Source organism: Rhizobium sp. CB3171 (assembly GCF_029714265.1).
GTDB lineage: Bacteria > Pseudomonadota > Alphaproteobacteria > Rhizobiales > Rhizobiaceae > Rhizobium.
Genome location: NZ_CP121652.1, coordinates 927,302 through 951,222 on the forward strand (window position 1 = coordinate 927,302; position 23,921 = coordinate 951,222).

24 protein-coding genes, 1 tRNA gene and 1 pseudogene are annotated in these 23,921 nt (G+C 59.5%); 13 read left to right on the top strand and 13 right to left on the bottom strand.

The window, feature by feature from the left end; all coding sequences use genetic code 11:
* The first annotated feature begins 216 nt into the window (after window positions 1–216).
* The 6 genes from QA648_RS04575 to QA648_RS04600 all read left to right on the top strand — a co-directional run bounded on the left by QA648_RS04575 (window position 217) and on the right by QA648_RS04600 (window position 4,751).
* Window positions 217–831, top strand: a complete 615-nt coding sequence (locus QA648_RS04575) for a ubiquinol-cytochrome C chaperone family protein (RefSeq protein WP_283049918.1) — start codon at window positions 217–219, stop codon at window positions 829–831.
* A 9-nt stretch (window positions 832–840) separates the two neighbouring features.
* Window positions 841–1,398, top strand: a complete 558-nt coding sequence (locus QA648_RS04580) for a DUF177 domain-containing protein (RefSeq protein ID WP_104822627.1) — start codon at window positions 841–843, stop codon at window positions 1,396–1,398.
* A gap of 102 nt (window positions 1,399–1,500) precedes the next feature.
* Window positions 1,501–2,547 carry a phosphate acyltransferase PlsX gene (plsX, locus tag QA648_RS04585; protein WP_104822628.1) on the top strand — a complete coding sequence of 349 codons (1,047 nt, stop codon included), beginning with the start codon at window positions 1,501–1,503 and terminating at the stop codon, window positions 2,545–2,547.
* 19 nt (window positions 2,548–2,566) lie between these two features.
* Window positions 2,567–3,538 (top strand): beta-ketoacyl-ACP synthase III, encoded by a 972-nt coding sequence (locus tag QA648_RS04590; RefSeq protein WP_283049920.1) that lies wholly within the window; start codon window positions 2,567–2,569, stop codon window positions 3,536–3,538.
* Between the two features lie 107 nt (window positions 3,539–3,645).
* Window positions 3,646–3,984, top strand: a complete 339-nt coding sequence (locus QA648_RS04595) for an integration host factor subunit alpha (RefSeq protein WP_104822630.1) — start codon at window positions 3,646–3,648, stop codon at window positions 3,982–3,984.
* A gap of 227 nt (window positions 3,985–4,211) precedes the next feature.
* Window positions 4,212–4,751: a MerR family transcriptional regulator gene (locus QA648_RS04600; protein WP_104822631.1), complete on the top strand. Its 540-nt coding sequence runs from the start codon at window positions 4,212–4,214 to the stop codon at window positions 4,749–4,751.
* A gap of 66 nt (window positions 4,752–4,817) precedes the next feature.
* On the opposite strand, the gene QA648_RS04605 is transcribed toward QA648_RS04600, so the two are convergent.
* Window positions 4,818–5,105 (bottom strand): hypothetical protein, encoded by a 288-nt coding sequence (locus tag QA648_RS04605; protein ID WP_104822632.1) that lies wholly within the window; start codon window positions 5,103–5,105, stop codon window positions 4,818–4,820.
* A gap of 393 nt (window positions 5,106–5,498) precedes the next feature.
* Between QA648_RS04605 and QA648_RS04610 the strand changes: the two are divergent.
* Window positions 5,499–6,599 (top strand): annotated as a pseudogene (locus tag QA648_RS04610) (porin).
* A 152-nt stretch (window positions 6,600–6,751) separates the two neighbouring features.
* Here QA648_RS04610 and QA648_RS04615 read toward each other — a convergent pair.
* Entirely contained in the window at window positions 6,752–7,012 is a 261-nt protein-coding gene (locus tag QA648_RS04615) for a hypothetical protein (protein WP_104822634.1), read from the bottom strand.
* A 169-nt stretch (window positions 7,013–7,181) separates the two neighbouring features.
* On the opposite strand from QA648_RS04615, the gene QA648_RS04620 reads away from it, so the two are divergent.
* Window positions 7,182–7,565, top strand: coding sequence for a BA14K family protein (locus QA648_RS04620; protein WP_283049921.1), 384 nt, complete (start codon window positions 7,182–7,184; stop codon window positions 7,563–7,565).
* Between the two features lie 114 nt (window positions 7,566–7,679).
* Window positions 7,680–7,756, top strand: a tRNA-Pro gene (locus QA648_RS04625).
* A gap of 37 nt (window positions 7,757–7,793) precedes the next feature.
* Here the strand turns inward: QA648_RS04625 and QA648_RS04630 are convergent.
* Both QA648_RS04630 and QA648_RS04635 read right to left on the bottom strand, forming a co-directional pair.
* Window positions 7,794–8,468 (bottom strand): hypothetical protein, encoded by a 675-nt coding sequence (locus QA648_RS04630; RefSeq protein WP_104822636.1) that lies wholly within the window; start codon window positions 8,466–8,468, stop codon window positions 7,794–7,796.
* 93 nt (window positions 8,469–8,561) lie between these two features.
* Window positions 8,562–8,954 carry a hypothetical protein gene (locus tag QA648_RS04635; protein ID WP_104822637.1) on the bottom strand — a complete coding sequence of 131 codons (393 nt, stop codon included), beginning with the start codon at window positions 8,952–8,954 and terminating at the stop codon, window positions 8,562–8,564.
* 258 nt (window positions 8,955–9,212) lie between these two features.
* On the opposite strand from QA648_RS04635, the gene QA648_RS04640 reads away from it, so the two are divergent.
* Window positions 9,213–9,425: a hypothetical protein gene (locus QA648_RS04640; protein WP_104822638.1), complete on the top strand. Its 213-nt coding sequence runs from the start codon at window positions 9,213–9,215 to the stop codon at window positions 9,423–9,425.
* Between the two features lie 211 nt (window positions 9,426–9,636).
* Window positions 9,637–10,656 carry a PHB depolymerase family esterase gene (locus tag QA648_RS04645; protein ID WP_283049923.1) on the top strand — a complete coding sequence of 340 codons (1,020 nt, stop codon included), beginning with the start codon at window positions 9,637–9,639 and terminating at the stop codon, window positions 10,654–10,656.
* A 3-nt stretch (window positions 10,657–10,659) separates the two neighbouring features.
* Here QA648_RS04645 and QA648_RS04650 read toward each other — a convergent pair whose 3' ends face one another.
* The 6 genes from QA648_RS04650 to QA648_RS04675 all read right to left on the bottom strand — a co-directional run bounded on the left by QA648_RS04650 (window position 10,660) and on the right by QA648_RS04675 (window position 16,878).
* Window positions 10,660–10,950, bottom strand: coding sequence for a DNA-binding protein (locus QA648_RS04650; protein WP_283049924.1), 291 nt, complete (start codon window positions 10,948–10,950; stop codon window positions 10,660–10,662).
* 95 nt (window positions 10,951–11,045) lie between these two features.
* Window positions 11,046–12,245 carry a glycosyltransferase gene (locus QA648_RS04655; RefSeq protein WP_283051214.1) on the bottom strand — a complete coding sequence of 400 codons (1,200 nt, stop codon included), beginning with the start codon at window positions 12,243–12,245 and terminating at the stop codon, window positions 11,046–11,048.
* A gap of 2 nt (window positions 12,246–12,247) precedes the next feature.
* Window positions 12,248–13,510, bottom strand: a complete 1,263-nt coding sequence (locus tag QA648_RS04660) for an O-antigen ligase family protein (RefSeq protein ID WP_283049925.1) — start codon at window positions 13,508–13,510, stop codon at window positions 12,248–12,250.
* On the bottom strand, window positions 13,507–15,069 hold the full coding sequence (locus QA648_RS04665; RefSeq protein ID WP_283049927.1) for an undecaprenyl-phosphate glucose phosphotransferase: 1,563 nt from the start codon (window positions 15,067–15,069) through the stop codon (window positions 13,507–13,509). The genes QA648_RS04660 and QA648_RS04665 overlap by 4 nt, the downstream gene beginning before the upstream one ends.
* Before the next feature lie 76 nt (window positions 15,070–15,145).
* The gene (locus QA648_RS04670) at window positions 15,146–16,291 is read right to left on the bottom strand and encodes a glycosyltransferase family 4 protein (protein WP_283049930.1); all 1,146 of its coding nucleotides are present in this window, start codon (window positions 16,289–16,291) and stop codon (window positions 15,146–15,148) included.
* Window positions 16,292–16,302: 11 nt separating this feature from the next.
* On the bottom strand, window positions 16,303–16,878 hold the full coding sequence (locus tag QA648_RS04675; protein WP_104822644.1) for a polysaccharide biosynthesis/export family protein: 576 nt from the start codon (window positions 16,876–16,878) through the stop codon (window positions 16,303–16,305).
* 192 nt (window positions 16,879–17,070) lie between these two features.
* On the opposite strand from QA648_RS04675, the gene QA648_RS04680 reads away from it, so the two are divergent.
* Complete coding sequence (locus tag QA648_RS04680; protein ID WP_283049931.1) at window positions 17,071–19,290, top strand: Wzz/FepE/Etk N-terminal domain-containing protein; 2,220 nt, start codon at window positions 17,071–17,073, stop codon at window positions 19,288–19,290.
* On the opposite strand, the gene QA648_RS04685 is transcribed toward QA648_RS04680, so the two are convergent.
* The gene (locus tag QA648_RS04685) at window positions 19,291–20,529 is read right to left on the bottom strand and encodes a GNAT family N-acetyltransferase (protein ID WP_245463940.1); all 1,239 of its coding nucleotides are present in this window, start codon (window positions 20,527–20,529) and stop codon (window positions 19,291–19,293) included.
* A 145-nt stretch (window positions 20,530–20,674) separates the two neighbouring features.
* Window positions 20,675–20,884 (bottom strand): DUF2842 domain-containing protein, encoded by a 210-nt coding sequence (locus tag QA648_RS04690; RefSeq protein WP_104822646.1) that lies wholly within the window; start codon window positions 20,882–20,884, stop codon window positions 20,675–20,677.
* 112 nt (window positions 20,885–20,996) lie between these two features.
* On the opposite strand from QA648_RS04690, the gene QA648_RS04695 reads away from it, so the two are divergent.
* Window positions 20,997–22,100, top strand: coding sequence for a COX15/CtaA family protein (locus QA648_RS04695; protein ID WP_104822647.1), 1,104 nt, complete (start codon window positions 20,997–20,999; stop codon window positions 22,098–22,100).
* Window positions 22,101–22,134: 34 nt separating this feature from the next.
* Here the strand turns inward: QA648_RS04695 and QA648_RS04700 are convergent, their stop codons facing one another.
* On the bottom strand, window positions 22,135–23,541 hold the full coding sequence (locus QA648_RS04700; protein ID WP_104822648.1) for a tlde1 domain-containing protein: 1,407 nt from the start codon (window positions 23,539–23,541) through the stop codon (window positions 22,135–22,137).
* Between the last annotated feature and the right edge of the window lie 380 nt (window positions 23,542–23,921).

Sequence of the window (23,921 nt, forward strand, 5' to 3'; positions counted from 1 at the left end):
CCCCTAATGAATCAAACCGATGGCCGAACGGCCGATATGACCTTGCTGTGCACATCATTGTGGCCATTCCGCGATTGCGGAAGGCTCAACGATGTTGTTCGGCACTCTTCATCACCAATCATGCACGGAGAGTGACGACGGCTGGGGCGGGACCTTGAAGCGGGCACAAACGGCATTGCAATTCGCGCCTGCTTCGGTAAACCAGCTTTCAAGTGGATGCAACAAGGCCGAGCGCAACGGGGCGCTCTGAATGAGCCAATTCCGGGAATTTTCATGATTTTTGGGCTCTTCCGCAAAAGAAATCACAACCAGCTCATCGTCGTCAGGCAATATGACACCCTGACCGCGATGGCGCGCCTGCCGGTTTTCTATACGGATTATGAGGTGCCGGACACGGTGATGGGTCGTTTCGAGCTGCTGTCGGCGGTGATGATCCTGTTTTTCCGCCGTACACGTTCGTCTGAAACCAGCGGCCAGGAGCTTGCCCAGGAAATCGTCGATGCCTTTTTTGAGGATATCGACTATTCGATCCGCGAACTCGGAATCGGCGACAACAGCGTGCCGAAGCGGATGAAGAAACTGGCCGGCATGTTTTACGGGCGGCTGGAGAGCTATGCCGCCGCGATGGACGGGAGCGACCGTGTCGCGCTGGCTGCTGCCCTCCGGCGCAATATCTATCCCAAGGCAGGCGAGGGAGCTCCCTCGATGATTGCTCTTGCGGATTGGATGATGACCGCCGAGGCGCATCTGTCAGGGATCGCAGAAACCGAGATCGCCACCGGCTCCGCAACGCTGCCGCAGCCGCCTGAAATCGGCAAAGACGCACCTTAGGAGACAAAAATGAAAAGAACCAACTCCGACGAAACGCCCTTTTCCTATCCGGTGAAGGTCGGTCATATCTCCGCCAACCCGGTGGACGTGCATCTCGAAGCCGACAAGAGGGAGCTTGTTGGCTTGGCTGCGCTTTGGGATGTGCTTTCCGTGGAGAGCCTCTCGGCAGATCTGAAGATTTCCCGCTGGAAGCGCGACGGCATCCGCCTCAAGGGCAATGTTCGCGCAAAGATCGTCCAGGCCTGTGTGGTGACGCTGGAGCCGGTCGAATCGGAGATCGACGAGGATTTCGAGCATATTTTCATCCCCGAGGATTCGAAGCTCGCGCGGGCGCCGTCCATGGATGCAGGCGAAATGGTGCTCGACCCCGACGGCCCGGATCTTCCGGAAACCTTCATCGGCGATACGATCGATGCCGGGGCAGTCGTTACCGAATTTGCCGCGCTCGCCATTGATCCCTATCCGCGCAAGCCCGGCATCGAGTTCGAAGGTCATATCGAGGACAGTGGTGAAGATGACAAGAAACCGTCGCCTTTCGCTGTCCTGAAAGACTGGAAAAAGGAATAGACCCCTCTGGCAATTGAACACAATTCAGTTGTAACGCGAGGAGAAACCGGTATTTTGACGCCAAATTCGCCGGGCCCGGCGGACAAAAAGGACTAGGGACGCGTGATCAGAATTTCTCTTGACCTAATGGGTGGCGACTTCGGCCCTGAGGTTGTCATTCCTGGCGCGGCCAAGGCGCTGGATAGGCATCCCGACATTACGTTCGTCATGTATGGCCAGAAGGATCGTTGCGAAGCGGTCCTCGGCAAATATCCGAAACTTCGGGAAAAATCCGTCTTTCATGAATGCGATGTCGCCATCAGCATGGATGAAAAGCCGAGCCAGGCCCTGCGCCGCGGCCGCTATATTTCCAGCATGTGGCGCTCGATCGAGGCAGTGAAGGTCGGCGACGCCGATGTCGTCGTTTCCGCCGGCAATACCGGTGCGCTGATGGCTATGGCAAAATTCTGCCTGCGCACGATGGCCAACATCGAACGTCCCGCGATCGCCGCAATCTGGCCGACGCTGCGGGGCGAAAGCATCGTGCTCGATGTCGGCGCGACCATCGGCGCCGATTCGCAGCAATTGCTGGATTTCGCCTTGATGGGTGGCGCCATGGCGCGCGCGCTCTTTGAGATCGAGCGACCGACCATCGGCCTGCTGAATGTCGGCGTTGAAGAAATCAAGGGCCAGGAAGACGTCAAGGAAGCCGGCCGCCTAATCCGCGAAGCCAATCTCGAATCGCTCGAATATTTCGGCTTCGTCGAGGGCGACGATATCGGCAAGGGCACCGTCGATGTGGTGGTGACGGAGGGTTTCTCCGGCAATATCGCATTGAAGGCGGCTGAGGGCACGGCAAAGCAGATCGGCGCTTATCTGCGCGCGGCCATGACGCGCACGCTGCTGGCCCGCATCGGCTATATCTTCGCCAAGGGTGCCTTCGACCTGCTGCGCGAGAAGCTCGATCCGAGCAAGGTCAATGGCGGCGTCTTCCTCGGCCTCAACGGTATCGTCATCAAGAGCCATGGCGGCGCCAATGCCGAGGCTTTTGCGGCGGCCATCGATGTCGGCTATGACATGGCCAAGAATGGCCTCACTCAAAAGATAGAAAACGATCTGAAAAAATATCATGCCAAACGGCAGCCGCCGATCGGACCGGAAGCGGCATGAGCGACGGGGTATAACAAGAATGATCCGTTCAGTTGTTCGCGGATTTGGCTCGGCGCTCCCCAAGCGCGTCATGACCAATCGCGAGATGGAGCAAGTCGTCGACACCAGCGACGATTGGATTATCCAGCGCACCGGCATCCGCCAGCGTTACATTGCCGGCGAAGGCGAAACCACCGCCTCGCTCGGTGAGCAGGCGGCGCGGGCAGCCCTTGCCAATGCCGGCCTGACGGCCGACGATCTCGATCTGATCATTGTCGCCACCTCGACGCCGGATAACACCTTTCCCGCCACCGCGGTGAACATCCAGAACCGCCTCGGCATGCATCATGGCTTTGCCTTCGATGTCCAGGCTGTCTGTTCGGGCTTCGTCTATGCGGTGACGACCGCCGACGCCTATATTCGTGGCGGCGTTGCCAAGCGCGTGCTCGTCATCGGCGCCGAAACATTCTCCCGCATTCTCGACTGGACGGACCGCACGACCTGCGTCCTCTTCGGCGACGGTGCCGGCGCGCTGATCCTCGAAGCAGGCGAGGGGACCGGCGCCAGCACTGATCGTGGCGTGCTGACAGCGAGCCTGCGTTCAGACGGTGCCCACAAGGACAAGCTCTACGTCGATGGCGGCCCTTCCTCGACAGGAACGGTTGGCGTGCTGCATATGGCAGGCCGGGAAGTGTTCAAACATGCCGTCGGCATGATCACCGATGTCATCCAGGCCACCTTCGAAGCGGCGGAAGTGACAGCGGACGATCTCGACTGGCTGGTGCCGCATCAGGCAAACCGCCGCATCATCGACGGCTCAGCCAAGAAGCTCGGAATTGCTCCCGAGAAGGTTGTGGTTACCGTGGATCTCCATGGCAATACGTCAGCGGCGTCGATCCCGCTCGCGCTTGCCGTAGCGGCAGGCGACGGCCGGATCAAGAAGGGCGATCTGGTGATGCTGGAAGCCATGGGCGGCGGTTTTACCTGGGGCGCCGTTCTTCTGCGCTGGTAGGCCGCATCTCTAAAATCCGATTCCTAACAAGAGCTTGACCGTTTGGTGCAAGGGCAATAGTCTCTTGCAGCTTAGATAAAATTACGTAGCAATATGGGCGGGGAACTATGACGGGCAAGACAGTGACGCGCGCGGACTTGGCGGAGTCGGTATTCCGGAAAGTCGGCCTCTCCCGGACTGAGTCGGCGGAACTGGTCGAAACGGTGATTGATGAAATTTGCAACGCCATCGTGCGTGGCGAGACGGTAAAACTCTCCTCCTTCGCGACGTTTCAGGTGCGCGACAAGAACGAACGCATTGGTCGAAACCCGAAGACCGGCGAAGAGGTGCCCATCTCTCCGCGCCGTGTCATGACGTTCAAGGCGTCCAACGTCCTCAAGACGCGTATCCTGAAGGCCCATGCCAGCCGCAAGGCGAAAGTCCGGCCGGCAAATCCCGTTTCCTGATCCATCAAAACCGATATTGGCTGTGCAGGGGCATGTGCTCTGGCACGCAGTTTTCCAGGCTGTTCGCGCTTATTTTTCGGCTTGCTTGTGAAAGAGCTGAAGAGGCGACTTGAATTTCTCCCGGCAAACCGTTGAAATATGATGAGTCGTATCGCGATAAGGCGCGGTGCGGATATCGGGTTTCGCATGATCCGGCCTGAATGGCGCCGGAGCCATGCTGTGGGGGTATGACGATGGACAAGAGCCCGGATGCATTTCGCACGATCAGCGAAGTCGCGGAAGACCTTGATCTGCCGCAGCATGTCCTGCGTTTCTGGGAGACCCGTTTTCCGCAGATCAAGCCGATGAAGCGCGGCGGCGGCCGGCGCTACTATCGTCCGGAAGACGTCGATCTGCTGAACGGCATCCGTCATCTGCTCTATGACCATGGCTATACGATCAAGGGCGTTCAGAAGCTTCTGAAGACCAATGGCAACAAATTCGTCATCGCCGTCGGCCATGGCGATCTTGCGAGCGTCGAGGCGCTGGCCACTGCGCAGGAGCCGGTCGTGGCCGAGCCGCGCGTCGGCTCTCCGGACGACGACCAAATCGTCGGCCGCCCCAAGGCGCCGATCAGCCGTCGCTTCTTCAACTTCGTCAGCGGTGAAGACGAGGCTCCCGATGTTTCCATCGGCAAGTCGAGCGTCGGCAAGGAAGATCGGGCGCTGCTGCAGGAAACGCTTTATGACCTGCTGGAATGCAAGCGGTTGCTCGATCAAGTGCGGTAAGACAGAGGCCACGCCGGAAAAGCTGACAACCTGCAATGTTTGAGTTTCTGTTATGATTTTCAGAGGTCAGTTGCACCTGCGTGGAACAGTGGGATTAGCCTGGCTCGGCGCAACGATGGATTTTCCATCGGCGGAGCGAGGGAGCGTCCAGCATGCGTTCGGGTCCTTTTCCACCGTGTCGCTCGTGTCGCGATCACCGACAATGGTGTTGCGATAATTGCCAGGGTCGTCCGCGCCCGGACTGTCGCCCCAGCCACCGCGATCGCCGCCAGCTCCATGACCGCTTGACGCTGCCATAGCTGTCGTGACCATGCCGACAGTGAGGAGAGATATGCTGAGCACTCTGAGAAACATGGGCTTTTCCCGCTGATCTGGTCATCTGCACCGTTCCGGTTGCAGCAGACGATGGTAATCCCGACCGGCGGATTGTAATTATTTATTGCTGTCATTCAATACAGCTAAAATACGTGCTGGCTGAACCGGGTCAGTTCTTAGATGTGGATGTCGAGCATTTGCCAGGCGACTGAGCAAATGTAAGTGTTATTTTTGTCACGTATGGAATTCGACATTAATGTGACGATTGGTTTGCTCTGCTTATTAACTTGCAAGCTCCCGATACCGGGTCCAGCTTCGGCGATGAAGCTTCGTTGCTTCGCCCTCGATATGAGGGGACTTAAATCAGGTTATGGCACGGCCCGATACCATCAGCCGCAAAGCCATCCTGGTGGATATTCGAATGGAGACACCATGAACATCAAGAGCCTTCTTCTCGGCTCCGCCGCCGCATTGGCATCGGTGAGCGGTGCCCATGCGGCAGACGCCGTTGTCGCGGCAGAACCCGAGCCGCTGGAATATGTGCGCATTTGCGACGCCTACGGCACCGGCTATTTCTTCATTCCAGGCACGGAAACCTGCCTCAAGATCGGCGGCAAAGTTCGTACGGAAGGCCAATGGTACGATGCCTATAATCCGAACAGCAGGGTCGGCACGCTCTGGCATGACCGCGCGGAGCTCAAGGTCGATACGGCGACGGACACGGAATACGGTCCTCTGAAGACAAATCTTATCCTGCGATGGGAATGGAACGATGGAGGCGATACCGCGTCGAAGCTGCTGTTTGCCAATATCAGCCTTGGCGGCTTCACCGTCGGCAAGCTCGATTCGCAGTATAACCTCTATGCCGGTTACGCCGGCGACGTCATCAACGACGATGCGATCTATGACGGCCCCTATGAGCTCAACCAGTTGACGTATAACTATGACGCCGGCAACGGCTTCACCGGCGTCATTTCGCTGGAAGACAGCAACTCGACATCGGATTCCGATAGCTATGGCGGTGCTTGGGTAACCTCCAAGGCCGATCATTATTTGCCGGACGTTGTTGCAGGTTTGGGCTACACGACTGGCAACCTCGGCTTCAAAATCGTCGGCGGATATGACTCAATCGTCGAGGAGGGTGCCATCAAGGCCCGCATCGATGCCAAGTTCGGCGGCGTGGAAGCATTCCTGATGGGCGGTTGGAATACGGATGGTGACAAGCTCAACTAGTATGCCGGCTCCTATCAGGATGAATCGGCCTGCACGACGTCAGATGGTGTCGTTCACGGGGCAAAGTGCGGCTGGGGTGACTGGGCCGTATGGGGCGGCGTGGGCGTGCCCATCAACGAAAAGCTGAAGTGGAACCTGCAGCTTGCCTACACCGAGTCGAAGATTTTCGAGGCCACCACCAACGTCAAGTTCAATCCGGTCAAGGATCTGCTCATCGAGCCGGAACTGACCTACATGCACTATGACTTCATCAATGATGATACGGTCGCCGGCATCCTCCGTTTCGAACGGAATTTCTAAGCGGAAGCGATCTTCGACCGAAAGCGGGCGACATCCTCGTCGGCGCTGCGGTCAGCGACAATCACTACCACCACGGCTATCATCTCGCCGAAAAATGAAAACTCTGCCGGTGTTGCGCCGGCGGAGTTTTTTGTTGATGGGTGCCGCCGCTGCTAGAACGGCCGGGTTATCTCTTCCCTACTAACGAGCTTCAGGCTGCGATCGGGCTGGATGATGTAGGTTTCATACACATCCTGGCCCCACTGATTGACAAAATGGTGCGGCAATCGGGTGCCCGGAGGCGATAGCGTCAGCTTCAAATGCGGCTGGCCGCCATAGGTGATGCTGCCGGGAATCGGCTGCAGGGATTGGTTGGTCGTCGTGCATGCGGCAAGCAAAGGTCCGCACAGCAGCAAGGCAATCAGGAGCTTCATCGCCGTAACTTTCTAATCACTTCTTATTCAATGAAAAATCCGCCTGGAAGACGGCAAGGCATCTGTGAGCTCGGTTCAAAGCCACTATATAAAGCTAATGCCGGAGTGGTCGGCGGCAAGGCTCTCACGAAGTTGAGCTTGCTGCTGCTGGAATTCGAAGGAGTTGCACATGCGTACGATCAAAAGATCGGCAGCGGCCTTGGGTTTTGGTCTGTTATTGGCAGCAAGCGCCGTTGTACCCGCCGGCGCCGTCACCATGCCCACGCTCTCGGTGCCGGAGCAATCCGATATCATCCAGGTCCACGACCATGGCCACAGCCACAACCATTGGAGCGGGGGCCATAAGCACCATGGTTTCGACGGTTACTATGACGATGATTCCGACAGCGGCCTGCTGTTTAAGTCCTTCGTGACCGGCACGCTTTTCAACAGGCAGCGCTCGGAAAGCTACTACGATAGCCATGCCCAAGCCTGCGCCGACCGCTACCCGTCCTACCGCGCCTCGGACAACACCTACCAACCTAGCCACGGGCCTCGGCGCGTATGCAGGTGATCGGCAGAGCGAGAACTTTTCTCGCTCTTGATGCCGTTTTTATCCCGACGTGCGATTTTACCTCTTGCGCTGCCATGCCCGACAGACTAATGCAATCAAGCCTTTTCGGCAGGTCGGGGCGTAGCGCAGCCCGGTAGCGCACTTGACTGGGGGTCAAGGGGTCGCTGGTTCGAGTCCAGTCGCCCCGACCATTTATCTCCTTGAACTCCCAATCAAATTTTCATTGATTTAGCTGCACCACGATGTTGTCTGCCCCGTCCAGCGGCGGGCCAGTCCTTCCGCAACCATTTGATCGCCGATGGATCGGCCGGCCCGCATGGCGATGCGGAATTTGCTACCCTGTTGATCGTCACCCCGCCCGCTGGCGGAGAGCACGAAGGTGTCGCGGTTGAGAAGGGCTTGCAGTCGCAGCTTCGCGGCGGTGGCTTTTTGCCGCTCGCCGGCGCAATGCGAGGGCTCGATGTCAGGGACATCGATATCCGCCAGGCGGATTTTGATTCCATTCTGCCAGAAGGTGTTGCCGTCGACGACGCAGTTGATGCCGGTTTCGCCGCCGCACAGGCCGAATCGTCCGGCGGCTTCAGGCGGGGCAGCGGCCAGCGTCCGATCCGCCGGCACGGCAACGGGAATAACGTTTGGCGGGACCGGCAGCGCCGAGGTCGGGTGTTCGGGAACGACGGCAACCATTTTGGGCTTCGGCTTGGCCGTCGGCAACGGCGCGTCCTGCGGCACGTGCCGAACGGCGGCGGCGCCGGCATAGCCCTGCAACGAAGGCATATCCCGGCGATGCTCATAGGCGAAAATGCCTGCTATGGCGGCCAGACCGACCGTGCCCCACAGCCACATCGAATTGCCCGCTTTAGCTTGCGGCTTGCGCCGCGTGCGTCGTTTCGTTTTTGCCATGGCTTCATTCCTCAATTGCGAGGAAATTATCGCCAAGATTTCTTACCGATCCGTTGGCTTCCCTGCTGCCGGATGCCTAAGCGGAACCTTTATTCACTTCGCGGCGCCGGCGGTAGGCTTCAGCTTGACAGCCATCGTGATCTGGCCGCGCACTGTCAGCTTCGGCCCGCGACCGTCCATATTGGTGACATCGGTGTTGCTGGAAAGCGCGTTGATCTGGCAATCGTCGGCAATGGTATCGAGCAGCACGGTGCAATTGCTGGCAGCGATGCGATAGAAGGATTTGATCGCATCCTGCTGCTGTTTTTCATCGCTGCCATCCGTGATCGGGACGGAAAGCGATATCCCGGATTGCACGGAGATATAGCCATCGGGAACCTGGCGCGGATTGCGCAGCGGCAACGCCGAAAGGGACTGCGAAGAGGCCGGCGCCGCGGCGCCGAGCAGAAGCATGCAAAGTGTCGCCGAGATCAGACGTTTGTTCATCAGGAAGCCTCCGTTTCTTGTCCTTTATGTCAGGCATCGGTGAAGGCTTGGTGATGGCGTAACTTAAAATTGTAGTCTTGTGAGAATTGCGGAGCATATTCCTCCGAATCAGACGTGCTTCGAGATAAAGAGCCGCTCCCACAAAACCTTGCTTGCCAAGCCTCCGGGCAGGGCGCATAGTCACTTTCTGTATCGTCGGTTAAACAAACGGGCACCGGCGACCGTATTTGCGTGCGGCCCGACGGACGAGGCGGCGCCATGTTAGAAACCTCCATTCACCCGCAGGATCTACCCCTGTTTTCCGACGATCTGGATCGTTTGGAAAAGGTGTTGGATGCCGTCTGCATGGATCGCGGCATTAGTCCCCGCAGCCAGGAGGGCGAACGCCTGGGTGCCCTGATGATTCAGCTCTATCGCCAGGGCGTGAAAGAAGATGCAAAGCTTCTTGCGCTTGCGAAAGCCTATCTCTGACGCGCTTTTCTTCAATCATCTGACCGCTTTAAGCCGATTTCACATAGCAGCAATGACGCATTGTGCCTGCTCGAACCTGCGTCGCTGCCTTATATTTGCTGCATCGCACAAGGAGAGTCGATTGCTCGATCTCGTTGCCCCGCGGGGTCGATGTGCGGCCCGCCCGCCAAATGAAATCAACTACGGTGGGCGCGGATAATTTGAAAGGTCCATGATGAATTTCAAAGTTCCGAGCCGGCTTCGCCGTTTGCTCGTTGATTCGGTTGAGCTGCCTCAGCTCAAATTCCCCGTGACGCGGCCGCGATCGCAGCCGGCACGCCGGCGCGTCTCCACGCAGCTAGTGCCGCAGCGTCTGACGGAGGTCCTGTGGTTTGGGCGCAACCCTGGCGATCTGCGCATGCTGGAATATGTGCCGGCAGGTGTCCAAGGTCCGATGCCGCTGGTCGTCGTCTTACATGGCTGTCACCAGAATGCCGAGGATTTCGATCGCGCCAGCGGCTGGACGGCCCTGGCGCGCCAGCACGGTTTCGCCGTGCTTTATGCCGGGCAGAAGCCGGCCAACAATGCCAATCTCTGTTTCAATTGGTTCCGCCCGAGCCTGGTGACGCGCGATCGCGGCGAGCTGGGTTCGATCCGCGAGATGATCGATTTCAGCCGCCGGCTGCATGATATCGACGACAGCAAGATCTTCGTCATGGGCCTGTCGGCCGGCGGCGCCATGGCGTCGGCGCTGCTCGCCACCTATCCGGAGCTGTTTGCTGCCGGCGCCGTCATCGGCGGCTTACCTTTCGGTGCCGCCCGCGATGCCATGTCTGCGCTGGATGTGATGAAGAGAGCCGCCGCGCGCCCGGCCGAAAAATGGGCCGAACTCGTCCGCGAAGCCTCGCCGGATGCCACCCGTTTTCCGGCGGTCTCCATCTGGCATGGGACCGATGACGGCGTCGTTTCGTTCGGCAATGCCGAAGCGTCGGTGGCGCAGTGGCTGGCCGTGCATGGGCGGCCGCAGACCAAGGGCCGGTTGCGCCTGTTCGAAGGCGGCGAGCGGCGCGAATGGCGTAACGACTATGGCGATATCGTGCTGGAACTGGTGACTTTGAACGATTTCGGCCATGGCTTGCCGATTGGTCCCATCGCCGAGGGCGGGGAGCCGGCCAACGATACCGAACGCTTCATCTTGCGCGCTGCTCTCTCCGCGCCAGAGCAACTGGTTCGGAACTGGGGCCTGGCGTAAGCCTCAATCGTCGTTGGTGGCGTTCAGGTTTTCCGGCCGGATGCCGCCATCTTCCGCCCAATGCTTGAAGCGGATGCCGGCACCGCCGGCTTCGTCGCTCCCGCTGGCGATGAACGATATGCCGCGGGCTTCGAGGGCGGTACGCAAGGCGACCAACGCCTTGGCATCCCCCGAACTGACGTCCTCTTCCAGCGTTTCAATCGTCGTTACGGACAATTTGCTCTCGACGGCAAGCGTTTCTATTGTCAGTCCGAGCATGGCGCGTGCGCCGCGTAGTTGCGCTGATGTGATCATGACTGAAATTTAGCGCATAAATCTGAAAATCGGAACCGATTTTCGGATCGGATCATGCGCAAACTTGAGATGTGGTTGCATTCCCGTCGCTTGCTTCAGGACGCGCTGCGCAGCGCCACTTTTTCCGGCGTTCTCAGGAAGTTAGGGACGCGATGGCCGAGCAATTCGAAGTAGATTTCTTCCGTCGCATCCGCCATGCCGGCGAGCGTATAGCCGTCCTTGCGCCGCCGGGCCTCGGCTGTGAAGCTGCGCAGCAATTTCGGATCGGCAAAGCGCATCATCGCCGCGGCCAGTTCTGCGGGGTCGTCGCTGTTGGCGACGATATAGCCATTCTTGCCGGGCTCGATCACCGTGCGTGCGCCGCCGACATCGGTCAGCAGCAGGGGCTTACCGCCGGCGGCAGCTTCCAGCATGACATAGGACATGGCCTCGTAGCGGCTCGGCATGACGACGACATCGAAGGCGTCGACGGCGGTGGCGCCGGGAATAGAGCTATCGAGATGGGCGCGATCTTCGAGGCCGGCAGCCTTGATCATGCTGCCGACGGTCTCGGCCAGTTCGCCGATGCCGATCATCAATAGGCGCGCCTGTGGTAAGTCTTTGGCGACGCGGGCAAAGGCCTCGACCAATCGCTCCGGCGCTTTCTGTGGGGTCAGCCGGCCGACGAAACCGAAGAGCAGGGCGTCCTGCGGTATTCCATAATGCGCACGGATGGCGGCGCGCTGACCGGATGGTGGGGCGCTGACGCCGTTGACGACGATCCGCAGTCGCCCCTCCGGAATACCGATCGACAGCGCATGATTATATTCATCGCGGGACACGCAGATCAGGCGGTCGGACAGCCAGTTGCCGAGCAGCCTCTCGATGCCGCCATAGATCATCCGGCCTCGGCTTCCGAGTGTCGGGTCCATGGTGCGGAAGGCGTGCGGCGTATAGATCACCGGAATATGCGGGCCTGGCAATCTCAGCCGCGTCAGCGCTCCAGCTTTAGAGCTGTGGCCATGAATGAGATGAAACGGCCCGTGCTGTGCGACGATTTTCCGAATTTGCCACCAAGCGGTGATATCCCAAGGTCCCGGCGCGCGCCGCATGGCAAGAGAGATGACGCTGTCGAGGCCCATCCCCTCCAATTCGGCGACGAAAGCTGCTTCGGCGCGCAAAGGCGAATAGATCGCCGTCACCGAATGGCCGCGGCGCTGCATGGCGCGGCAGAGATCGAGGAAGTGCCGCCCGGAACCGCCGCCGCTTGGTTCGAGAACTTGCAGCAGCGACAGGCGTTTGATGCCGACATTCATGTTCACGATGCTGCTTCCCTTCGGGCCAAGCTACGCTGATACTGTTGCTCGAGTGCCCCGCAGCCCCAGACGATGCCAATCAGCATGTAGAGATGGCGCCAATGATCGGTGTCGATGACATTGCCGATGCCGACATGGCCGAGAATGACGATCCAGGCGATCGTCAAGTGGGGCTGCCAGGGCCGGTCCTTCAAAAAGTTGCGGAAGCCGATATAGATGGTCCAGCAGATCATGCTGACCCAGCAGAAGAAGCCGAGCCAGCCATAGGTGGTCAGCGTCTTCAGCCAGATATTGTGCTCGTCCTCGCGAAACAGGGTGGAAAAGACGAGCGGGCCGATGCCGAGCGGCCTTTCCATCGACAGCATGAATCCGATGCGATGGCGCTCGAAACGACCGAGATGACCGCCATCATAATCCTGCACGAGCTGGGTGCGCGTCGAGAACAGGTCGCTCACCTGATGGAACTGCAGCGCGACGACCAGGAGCAGGACCATGAAAATAATAGCCGCCAAAGACATCACCAGAATGCGCAACCGGAAGGCATTGCTGCGGTGCTGCAGCAGCATGCAAAAGATCAGCATCGCCGACGCGAAGGAGAATAAGCCCCATGCGGCGCGAGAGAAGGAGAGAAAAATGCCGAAGGCCAGCACGAACAGGCAGAGCGCCTTGATCGGCGCCTTCTTCAGGTCGCCGATCAGAATGCCGTGCATGAGATAGATGCTCGGTGTCACCAGGTAGGGACCGAAGACATTGGGGTCCTGGAATACGCCCATGGCGCGGTCATAGCGGGTGAAGATTTCAGCACCTGGAAAGGCGTGGAAATAGCCGAGAATGCCGAGGCTTGCCGTAATCAGCGCGGCGACCACCCAGGTGTTGAAGATCAGCTTCAACCGCTTTTCGCTGTCTTCGATAATCGCGGCATAGAAGACCGAGCTCAGCGCCAGGAAGGTGGAAACGGCCACATAGATCGGTCCGTCGAGATGGGAGTTTGCCCCGAGGTCGCGCATCTGCGTCAGTGACAGCATGCCGCCGACGTTGAACGTCAGGAACAGCGCCAGAAGCGGCGCGACATTGCGTGAGATCTTCAGCCCAAGGATGAACCAGGTGCCGATGAGAAAGGCGACCCATAGCTCATAGGGCGCCGGTTCGGCGATGACGAAGCCCGATAGAAAGACCCCGAAAGCAACGCAAGCCGTGCCGACCAGCCGCAATGCTGCGAGCTGAGGTCGGTCGACGCGCCGATAGGGGAGATCGATCGCGGTCAATAGGCGTTTTCCGTGTTGAGGAGGCGGAAGGGAGTCAGCCACAGGATTTTCAGATCGAAATACAGCGACCAGTTCTCGATATAATAGAGATCGTAAGCCGTGCGGAACTTGATCTTGTCATCGCTGTCGATCTCGCCGCGCCAGCCGTTGATCTGTGCCCAGCCCGTGACGCCGGGCTTGACGCGATGGCGGGCGAAATAGCCTTCGACCACATCGGCATAAATGCGATTGTGGCTCGCCGCCAATACGGCATGCGGGCGCGGGCCGACGAGCGACAGATTGCCGAGCAGCACGTTGAAGAGCTGCGGCAATTCGTCGATCGAGGTCTTGCGGATGAAACGTCCGACCGGTGTCACCCGGGGATCGTTCTTCGTCACGGCAATACGGGCCGTCGGGTCGCTCATGTTGGTGTACATCGAGCGGAACTTGAAGACGTTGATGATCTCGTTGTTGAAGCCGTGGCGCTTCTGCATGAAGAAGACCGGTCCCTTCGATGTCGCCTTCACAGCAATTGCGGCTCCGAGCATTATCGGCCAGAGCAGGCAGAGCGCGAGCAGGCTGAAGAAGACATCGAAAATGCGCTTGGCGACGCCGTCCCAATCACGGATCGGCTTGTTGAAGATATCGAGCATCGGCACCGCGCCGACATGGGAATAAGAGCGCGGGCGGAAGCGCAACTTATTGGCATGCGCCGCCAGGCGAATGTCGACGGGCAGCACCCAAAGCTTCCTGAGAAGCTGCAGAATGCGATCCTCGGCGCTGATCGGCAGCGCGATGATCAGCATGTCGATGCGCGTCAGCCGGGCGAATTCGACCAGCTCGGCGACAGTGCCGAGTTTCGGGTAACCGGCGACCATCACCGGCGAGCGTTTCTCGCCGCGATCATCAAAGATGCCGCAGATCCGGATATCGTTGTCAGACTGATGCTCCAGCGCGCGGATCAACTCCTTGGCCGGCTCACCGCCGCCAACGATGACGGCGCGTCTTTCCATGAGGCCGTTGCGGGCCCAGTTGCGGATGCCATAGGCGAACACGGCGCGTGCGGCGACGAGGAAGACTGTGCCGGCGGCAAGCCAGATCCCGAGAGCGCGGATCGAATAGATATGGTTGACGTCGAAGGGCAGGAGGGCAAGAACCATCACAGCAAATGCGGCCACCCATGACACCAGGATACGCTGCGGGAAACGATGCGGCGCGCGCAGTATCGGGATCTGATAGGCGTCGGCCACCTGCAGGAAGACGATGGCGAGACCGCAAAGCGCGACCGTCACCGCCGCCTGCGACAGGAAGGGATGGGCGCCGGGCGTGGTCTGGAAGAAGAGAACCGCCAGCCCCACGGCAAGCAACGACAGGAATTCGAAAAGCCGGTATTGCCCGATGATGATGGCCGGCGTCTGATTGCTCTCGCGAAATTGCTCGGCGATCTGGCGGGCATAGGCGTTGATGTCGCCGGCCTGATGATCGTCGCTCTGTTCCTCAGTGCCGCGAGTGCGAATTTCCGAGACCTGCTTGCGAATATTGTCCAAGTTAAATTGCGAGGACTCTTCAATATGGTTCATGGCAATTCATCCGGTCGTTACCGGAGATGGCCTAGCAGATATGAGCTAATAAACGTTTACAACACTTGATTGTATTCTAATGTTTGCCGCCCAATTCAAGTATATCATAATATAGGTCTATAGTTTCCCTCGCCATGACGGACGCCGAAAATGCCGACCGGATCGTCTCGATTTTGGGCATGGTGTGCTGACGCCATTGCGGCTCGCTGATCGCCGCCGCCATGACACGGGAGAGATCGTCGGCATCGCCTGCTTCGGCAAGCGCAGGGCTTTGCTCGCCAAGCGCTTCGGCAATGCCGCCGACGCGCGAGGCGATCACCGTCTTCTCGGCAGCGAGAGCCTCTAGCACGATATAGGGCATGGCTTCGGCGCGTGAGGGGACGACGACATTCTGCGACATGGCGAAGGCCTCATGCACGCGCATGGCGGGCAGCATGCCGATGCGGTGACCAAGGCCGCGCTGTATCATCATAGTACGGTATTTGTCCTTGTCCGGTCCGTCGCCGATCATCAATGCGGACAAAGGCCGGCCGATCCGCCGTTCGGTCTTGGCGAAGGCTTCCACAAACAGATCGGGACCCTTCAGGTCCCGCAGCATGCCGATATAGACAAAGTGCACCGAGTCCGATCGTGTGGGTATGTTCCGGAAATCGCGCCCGCTGATGCCGTTGTAGATCATTGCGGTGCGCGTCCGTGGCTTGCCGATCTTGCTTTCGTAACTTCGGCGCTCGAATTCGCAGATGAAAATCAGTCCGTCGGTCAGAAACTCCAGCATCCGCTCCAAGCTGTGTACCAGCATGCCTTGGGGCGAGGCGCGCGAGAAATGCAGGCTGCCGCCATGCGCGGTATAGAGGCGGGCAACGCGATACCTGTTCACCCGCAAGGCTGAGCCGATGATGCGCGCAAGCAGGCCGCCCTTGGCGCCATGCCCATGCAGCACATCCGGCCGCAAACTTTTGACTTTGTTGTAGCTGTCCCAGAGCGTCGTGGCGTCCGACAGGCTAATCTGGCGTCGGATCGGCAGGCGCGTCACGCCGAGCGACAGGAAAGGTCTGACATCTTCGAACAGCCGGTCCTCATGCGCTCCGCCGGTAAGGCTGTCGCAGAGAATGCCGACCGCATGTCCTGCTTTGCTCTGTTCCTCCGCCAGATCGCGGACATGGCGGAATATCCCGCCGACCGGAGATCTGAAGCAATGAAGGATGCGGAGCGGTCTAGCCATGATCGGGGCGGTCAGAATAGCCGTTCGCGGACGTAGATCGTGTCGCCTGCCAGCACCGGATCGGAGATGCCGACCCGTCCGGTCATGACATGACCATTGATCTTGCGGGTAACGTCGGCATTTGACTGGTTCGCGCGGCTGGTAAAGCCGCCGGCAACAGCGATGGCATTCTGTATCGTCATGCCGGGCACGTAGGAATACTGACCGGGCTGGCCGACTTCACCCATGATATAGACGGAGCGATAGCGATCGATGTCGATGGTGACATCGGGATCGCGGATATAGCCCTGGCGAAGTTTCTGCGCGATCTGGCCGGAAAGCTGCTGCAGCGTACGGCCGCGGGCAGGGACCTGGCCGATCAGCGGGAAGGCGATATAACCGGCCTGATCGACTGTATAGGTATTCGTCAAGCCTTCCTGGTCGAACACGGTGACGCGCAGGCGGTCGCCGCTGTCAAGCGTATAAGGCTGAATCGTTGCTTCACTGAAGGCTTTCGGCGCCGGCTGATAGGTATTGCAGCCACTGAGCGCAGCGCTCACGGCAGCCATGCCGAGTGCTAGGACAATCTTTGGCGTTGCGAAGGGCATTTCGCGCTCTCAGGAGAGGAAAATCACTAGCGCCGTTATCGATCCGTTAGGGTTAACGGTCGGTAAAGGGCAAGAAAAATTCTACATTCTTTATTAGGTAACTCGAAAATAATACATGAAAAATACAATTAACGCTTGGGTTACCATAGTCGTTTACACTTCAATCGGCTTTATATTACGGAGTTCTTGTGTATGCCCGGCGTCAACAGCAGCCAGCAGGATGTCGATATTGACCTAGCGCAGCTTTTTCGCGCCGTTTGGCAGCGCCGGGTACGCGTCATCGCCATCACTCTGGTCGGCGCTTGTCTGGCATTTGCCGTTGCCAAGATCGTCTCGCCGGAATATCGCAGCGAAACGCGCATTCTGATCGAACAGCGTGCGCCGGCCTTTGCGACCACGGCGCAGAACAATGATGCCAGCTCCGGTCCGCTGCTCGATGAACTCAACATCGCCAGCCAGGTGCAGATCTTGCAATCGGCCGATCTCATCAAGCAGGTGATTACCAACCTGAAGCTCTACGAGCGCCCGGAGTTCGATGCCGCCACCAAGAGCTCGGCGTTTTCCGACATTCTTGTCATGTTGCACCTGAAAAAGAGCCCGCTCGACAAGGCGCCGGAAGAGCGGATGCTCGACGCCTTCACCAGTAAGCTTCAGGTCTATCAGATCAACAGCTCGCGCGTCATTGGTATCAGCTTCACCTCCCGCGCTCCGGATTTGGCGGCCAGCGTTCCGAACGCTATGGCGCAGGTCTACCTGTCGATGCAAAGCGGTGCCAAGCTTGATTCCAATACCGAGGCGACCCGCTGGCTGGAGCCCGAGATCGCCAATCTGCGCAACAAGGTCAACGAAGCCGAGAAGAAGGTCGCCGACTATCGCTCCGCCAACGGTCTCTTGCAAACCAGCGATAACAATACCTTCGCGACGCAGCAGCTTGCCGATATTTCCGGCCAACTGGCGCAGGTGCGCGGCGAAAGGGCCAATGCCGAGGCGCGGGCCCAGGCCGTTCGCAGCGCACTGGCCACCGGCCGTTCCACCGATACGCTCGCCGATGTTTCGGGCTCGCAGACCATTCAGCGGCTGAAGGCGACGGAGTCCAATCTGGAATCGCAGATCTCGGATCTCTCGACGACGCTGATGGATGGCCACCCGCGGCTGAGAAGCCTGCGCGCTCAGCTCGCCGACATCCGCCAGCAGATCGACCGTGAAACTAAGAAGATCCTTGCCAGCATCGAGAATGAAGCCAAGGTGGCGCAACTGCGCGAGCAGCAGCTCGTCGGCCAGTCGAACACGTTGAAGGCTGATAGCGCCAGGGCAGGGGAAGATGAAGTCGGCCTCAACGCACTGGAACGCGAAGCGACCGCTGAGCGGCAATTGCTGGAAACCTATCTCGCCCGCTACCGTGAAGCCGCTTCCCGCGTCGACAAGAATTCGAGCCCGGCGGATGCCCGCGTGGTCTCCCAGGCCGTCGAACCGGTCGATCCCTATTTCCCGAAGATCGGTCCGATCGTCGTCGTCGCGACGCTTGCAACCTTCATTCTGACCTCAATCGTCATCATGCTGGCCGAACTCTTCAGCGGCCGTGCGTTGCGTCCGGTTGGCCCGCTCGAGCCCGAAGTCGTGGCCCGGAAGGAACCTGCCGCTCTTGCGGAAACCGTAATCGACGGCGTCCCCGCCAAAGTCGTTCCCGCATCCCGTCGAGGAGACGTGCCCGCCAGCATGCTCTCCGTCGTTGCCGACGAGGCACTGGCGCGGGAGATGGAAGCAGCGGTCGATCTTGGTCATCGGCCACAAGAGATCATCGACGAGGTGGAAGACGAAGAGGATTTTTCCATCCAGTCGGTTGCCGATTATCTGATCGAACGCGACTCCCGCCTCGCCATCGCCATATCGCCGACCGGCGACAATGGATCCACGGCGACCGTGATGCTGGCCCGCACCATATCGGATGCCGGACGCCGCATCGTGCTGGTCGATATGACTGGAACGGGCTGCCCGTCGCGATTGATGGCCGAAACTGCCGGCCTTTCCGGGGTAACCGATCTGCTTTGCGGCGAGGCCGCCTTTGCCGATACCATTCATCCCGACCGTCTTTCCGATGCCCATCTCGTGCCCCAAGGCACCAGCGATCTCGGGCGGGCCATGCGCGGCGCCGACCGCCTGTCCCTCATCCTCGATGCACTCGGCTCGGCCTATGATATCGTCTTGGTCGAGTGTGGCGCCGCGGACGTCTCGGGCGTCGCCCGGCTGACGCGCAGCAAGGATACCGAAATCATCCTCTCCATGCCGGAGCCGGACGAGAACCAATTCATGACGGCAATGACGGAATTCCAGAAGGCCGGCTATGAGCACATCATCCTGATGTCCGGCTGGCGTCAGGAACATGGCCCTGACGCGCGCCAGCACGCCGCCTGATCAGTCCTTCTCAGCCTCCGCCGCAGGGGCGTCTCTGCCGCCTTGCCGCGCTCGCAGCCGCTGGATGAATCCATAGAGCTGCGGATTGGCCTTGATGGCCGCCTTGGCGCGCGTCACTCCCCGTTGCGCGAAAGCCGCCGCATGGCCGATCCCCGAAACCGGCAGGATCAGGTCGTGCTGTGTCGTTTCTGTCGGGCACCAGGAGCGCTTGTAGATCTGGTCGCCGATGCCAAAATCGAAGAGGCTGACACCTTCGCGGTGAAACCGCTCGATCATCAGCCAGAACAGCAGTTCGCCAGGGCTCGCCTCGGCAACCAGCGTCTCGTCGATCGAGGCAAACTGGCAGATGACATGATCGCCCTTGCGTGACAGAGCGGCGACCGCAGGGATATGCCCCTCATGCTCACCCTTCAGCCGCAGCGCGTGCATTTCCAGCGCAGCATAGGATCGCTCCTTGTTATCAAGCTCTAGCAGCCTGTGCAGCACTGTTTGGGTCGGCGCATCCTGAAACACATCCGGCAGGCCCGCCGCTTCGAAGCGCACCGCTTTCTGCCGAAAGAACAGATCGAGCAGGGCATCCCGCTCATCAGGGGCCGCGATCACATAGTCGTAGCCGCCTTTTTCATTGAGAATGCGGGTCTGATGTTTGAATTTCTTGCGCCGTCGCTTGGCATTGACCTGCTTCAGCGACGCTTCGAAAGTGCCGAGGAACGGCAATTGAAAGGCATGGTTCTGGTTCTCGATAGCCGGCATCGAGGCGAGGGGGCTTTTGCGGCCGCGCCATTCCAGCGGCACGTTGCGCAGAACCATCAGGTCGGCCTTGCCTCGCAATGCCTGCGCGATCTCTGCCTGCTGCGCTGCCGACAGGCCATTCTCCGCTGTTTCCAGAAATTCGCCGGAGAACAGGCCGGTATTGATGTTGCTGTGACGCGCGCCGATGAATTCGGCACGGCGGATACCCTGGGTGCGGATGATTTCGAGCGGCAGGATAAAGGCGGTGCGGTCGTTGAAAGAGCCGTGGATGATTGCCAGCGGATACCCAAAGGTCTCGACCCAGGCGGCGCACCAATCGTAGCTCTGATGTAGCGAGGCAAGATCGTCTTGTTCCAGCGCCCGCCATTCGGCCTCAAGCGGTGCCATGCTGTCGAAGACGTCGAGGCGCATGCCGTCGCCTATCGCAGCCGCAACGGGCATGGCTCCGATATCGAGCTTCTGCGTTTGCATCTTCTGCGCCTGCATTTGGGCGTCTCCAATCGGACGGCATTTGCACGCAGTCTTCAGCGCAGGCGACTTATTTTTGGTTTAAGGCGAGATGATCAGACAGGTTTCCCGTTGATCACGGTTATCCCTAAGTAAATCCGAAATCGCTTGAATAAGGTGGGGCCTATTGTGGACGAGGCCCGGCCATCCATTTGATGATGCCCATCGCCGGTAGCACCCAGATGATGCCGCTGATGAGGAAATAGAGGAAATGTACCCAGCCGGGTTGGTCGCCAAGCGTGCGCACCGCCACGATCATCGCCACGATCGCATAGATGACGACCAGCAGAACGAGCAGGATCATGCCGATGAATTTGCGCAGGCGAAGGGGCAAGGTTGGTCTCTCCTCTCTCGACGGCGTGCCGCGACGGCATGCCGCAAAGTCTCGGGACTTGTTTTGCACGCCCCTATCAGGCAAATCAACAGCCGGATTGAAGGGAGATCCCATGGTTGTCGCTAATTTCACGTCGGAACAGGCCGTTTTGAACGAAGTGGCCCGCCAGGACCGCAATCGCCGCGCTATCCGCATCTGGCTTGCCTGTGTGCTTTTGGCGCTCTTTGCCCTGGTGCTCGTCGGCGGAGCGACGCGTTTGACCAATTCTGGCCTGTCGATCACCGAATGGCAGCCGATCCATGGTGTCATCCCGCCGCTCAATGCGCAGGAATGGCAGGAGGAATTCGACCTCTATAAACGCATCCCGCAGTTCGAGCAGTTGAACAAGGATATGACGGTCGATGAGTTCAAAGGCATCTTCTGGTGGGAATGGGCCCATCGGCTGCTCGCCCGCGCCATGGGTGTCATCTTCGGCCTGCCGTTGCTGTTCTTCGTTCTGACCGGCCGCGTTGAGCGCAAGCTATGGCTGCCGCTCGGTGGTATTTTCGTGCTCGGCGGCCTGCAGGGGGCGATTGGCTGGTGGATGGTCTCGTCCGGCCTCGAAGCGCGCACCGACGTCAGCCAGTATCGCCTCGCCACTCATCTCGTTACCGCTTGCCTGATCTTTGCCGCCTGCATGTGGTTCATGCGCGCGCTGTCGCCGCATTCCAACGACCCGGCGCCGACGCGTTATTCGGCAAAGCTTGCCGGCCTCATCACCTTCATGGCGCTATTCCAGATCTATCTCGGCGCGCTGGTTGCCGGCCTCGACGCCGGTCTCTCCTATAATACCTGGCCGCTGATGGATGGCGCTGTGGTGCCGGGCGGGCTGTTCGCGCAATCTCCGGGCTGGATCAATTTCTTCGAAAACCCGAAGATGGTGCAATATGTCCACCGTCTCGGCGCCTATGCGCTTTTTACCGTGGTTGCCATCAACATGATCATCTCGCTGCTTGCTGCGGCGCAGACGACGCATGCCCGCCGTTCGGTCGTGCTGTTCGTTCTAGTGTTGATCCAGGCGATCCTCGGCATTTCGACGTTGCTCCTGCAGGTGCCGCTACACCTGGCATTGGCTCATCAGGCCGGCGCCCTCATCGTCTTCGGCTTTGCCATCGCCAATTGGCGCGGTTTCTATGGCGAATATCCGCATCAGACAGTCATCGCTGTGAGGAACTGAGGCGGACAATCGCCTCGCTCCCGTTTCGCAAAACTCAGCGCGATGCAATATTGCTGGGTGCCGACGACAGACGCGCCACCACTTGTATACGCTTGATTTCGCCGCGCTTGAAGGCAGCCAGGAAGCGGCTGTAATCCTTGAAGACCACGCAGCCATTCGATTCGCCACGGCCGCTTCTGAGCATGTACGTGTGAGCCAGCAAGCCGACGCGGCCATAGACGCGGGCGCCGTTTGCGGGCGTCAGGCGCAGCGCCTGCACGCCGTGGAACAGGCTTTCCCTATAGGTCAGGTTATAAGTTTCAGGCGGCGTCGGGCCGGTGTTTTTGCGGTCGACATAGCGAGGATTGTCGCGCATGTGGCCGAGGCCGGAATGCGCTTCGAGGCGTTCGCCGCTCGGCAGGTAGACGGTTCCGGCCGAAATATCGTAGATGGCGGTGCCGCCCCGCGGGGTAAGGGCGGCGAACGGGTTGAGGAACGGCCGCGACCGCTTCACCTCTTCTTCCGGCTTGGCATAGGCCAACTCTTGCGTCGGCGACGTGTCAGCTTCGTCGGCAGCGTCCGAGGCGGTGGCCCTTGCAACAACATGGGCCGGGCGCGGCAGCGGCACGACGGAAGGTAAGTCCTCGACAGCCGACATGTCTTCCGCTTCCGCAAGATCGATGGTTCCGGCGTCCGATGATGCGCCATCTGTGGCGGGCACCAGGTCCGGACGTGGCATCGGGATGATGTTGAAAGGCTGCGATGCAAGATCGCTGGAAGCCGTCGTCGCGAGGCTCTCCGCAACCGCGCGGTCGATCGTTCCGGCGGCCGACGCCATCTCGGTGGGCGGTGCATCGCTTGCGGGCGCTGCGACCGGCAGACCGTCCTTGCCCGGATGATCCAGAGCAGCCGTATTTGGCCCTACGGCCTGGATTGCGGGTTTGCCCAGCGCAACCTCGGCATCGCGCAGATGCACGACCGTTTCCGGCGAGGTCGGTGCGTCGTTCTTGGCAACGGCCGACGCGGTTTGAGCCCGTGCGAGATCTGAGGCCTGCTGCGATAGCGCGCTCGCCAATTGCTGCTTGATCAGTGCGCGCGCCAGGATCGCTTTGGAGTGTGCAATGGCTTCTCGCTTCTCGTCGGCGGACATACCTCCTACCCGTATTCTTCCGCCCATGGGCACGGTCTGACTGGCAAGGCGCGCCGCATGTGGGATGTTCCCCTGTGGCACGATGAAGGCGGATGCTCTCGGCGTCAGCGAAGTCTCCGACGAAATATCGGCACCGGGCAGAGACAGAACCATCGATTGCGTGGTCATCAAAGTGGCGGCCACCCATGCGAACACCACCACCGCGACGCCGGTGATGGCCGTACCCGGACTGATCCCTCGGGATTTTTTCCGGCGCAGAGCATACCCGGAACGGGAATTGAAGTTACCGAACGTCTCGGTCGCAAACGCCATGATACTCGTTATCCAAACTACATACGCACCATGCCGGCTCACAAAAGTGCCTACGCCGGGACACAAAACCTGCGTCCGGTCGTGACATTGCCGACTGTCGGAAAGCATGCCGAATTATGGTAACCAATTCCTTTACGCCGACCCGATCTTGGAATTGTCTGTTGCCATGACCGCGACTATTGCGGCGGCGAAAGCCCGAACAGGTGATCGGGGCTGATTTGTGGCGAGAGGCTAATAAAGTGCGTTCAAATATATCAGAAAGCCAACGATCGGCCGGATCGACATCGCTGCGCATTGCAAATCGTTGCCGTCAGTGACCCGGGATGATTCCAAATGGCAGGCGCACCGAAGGTGACTTCAGTCTGGAATAGATCGAGCCC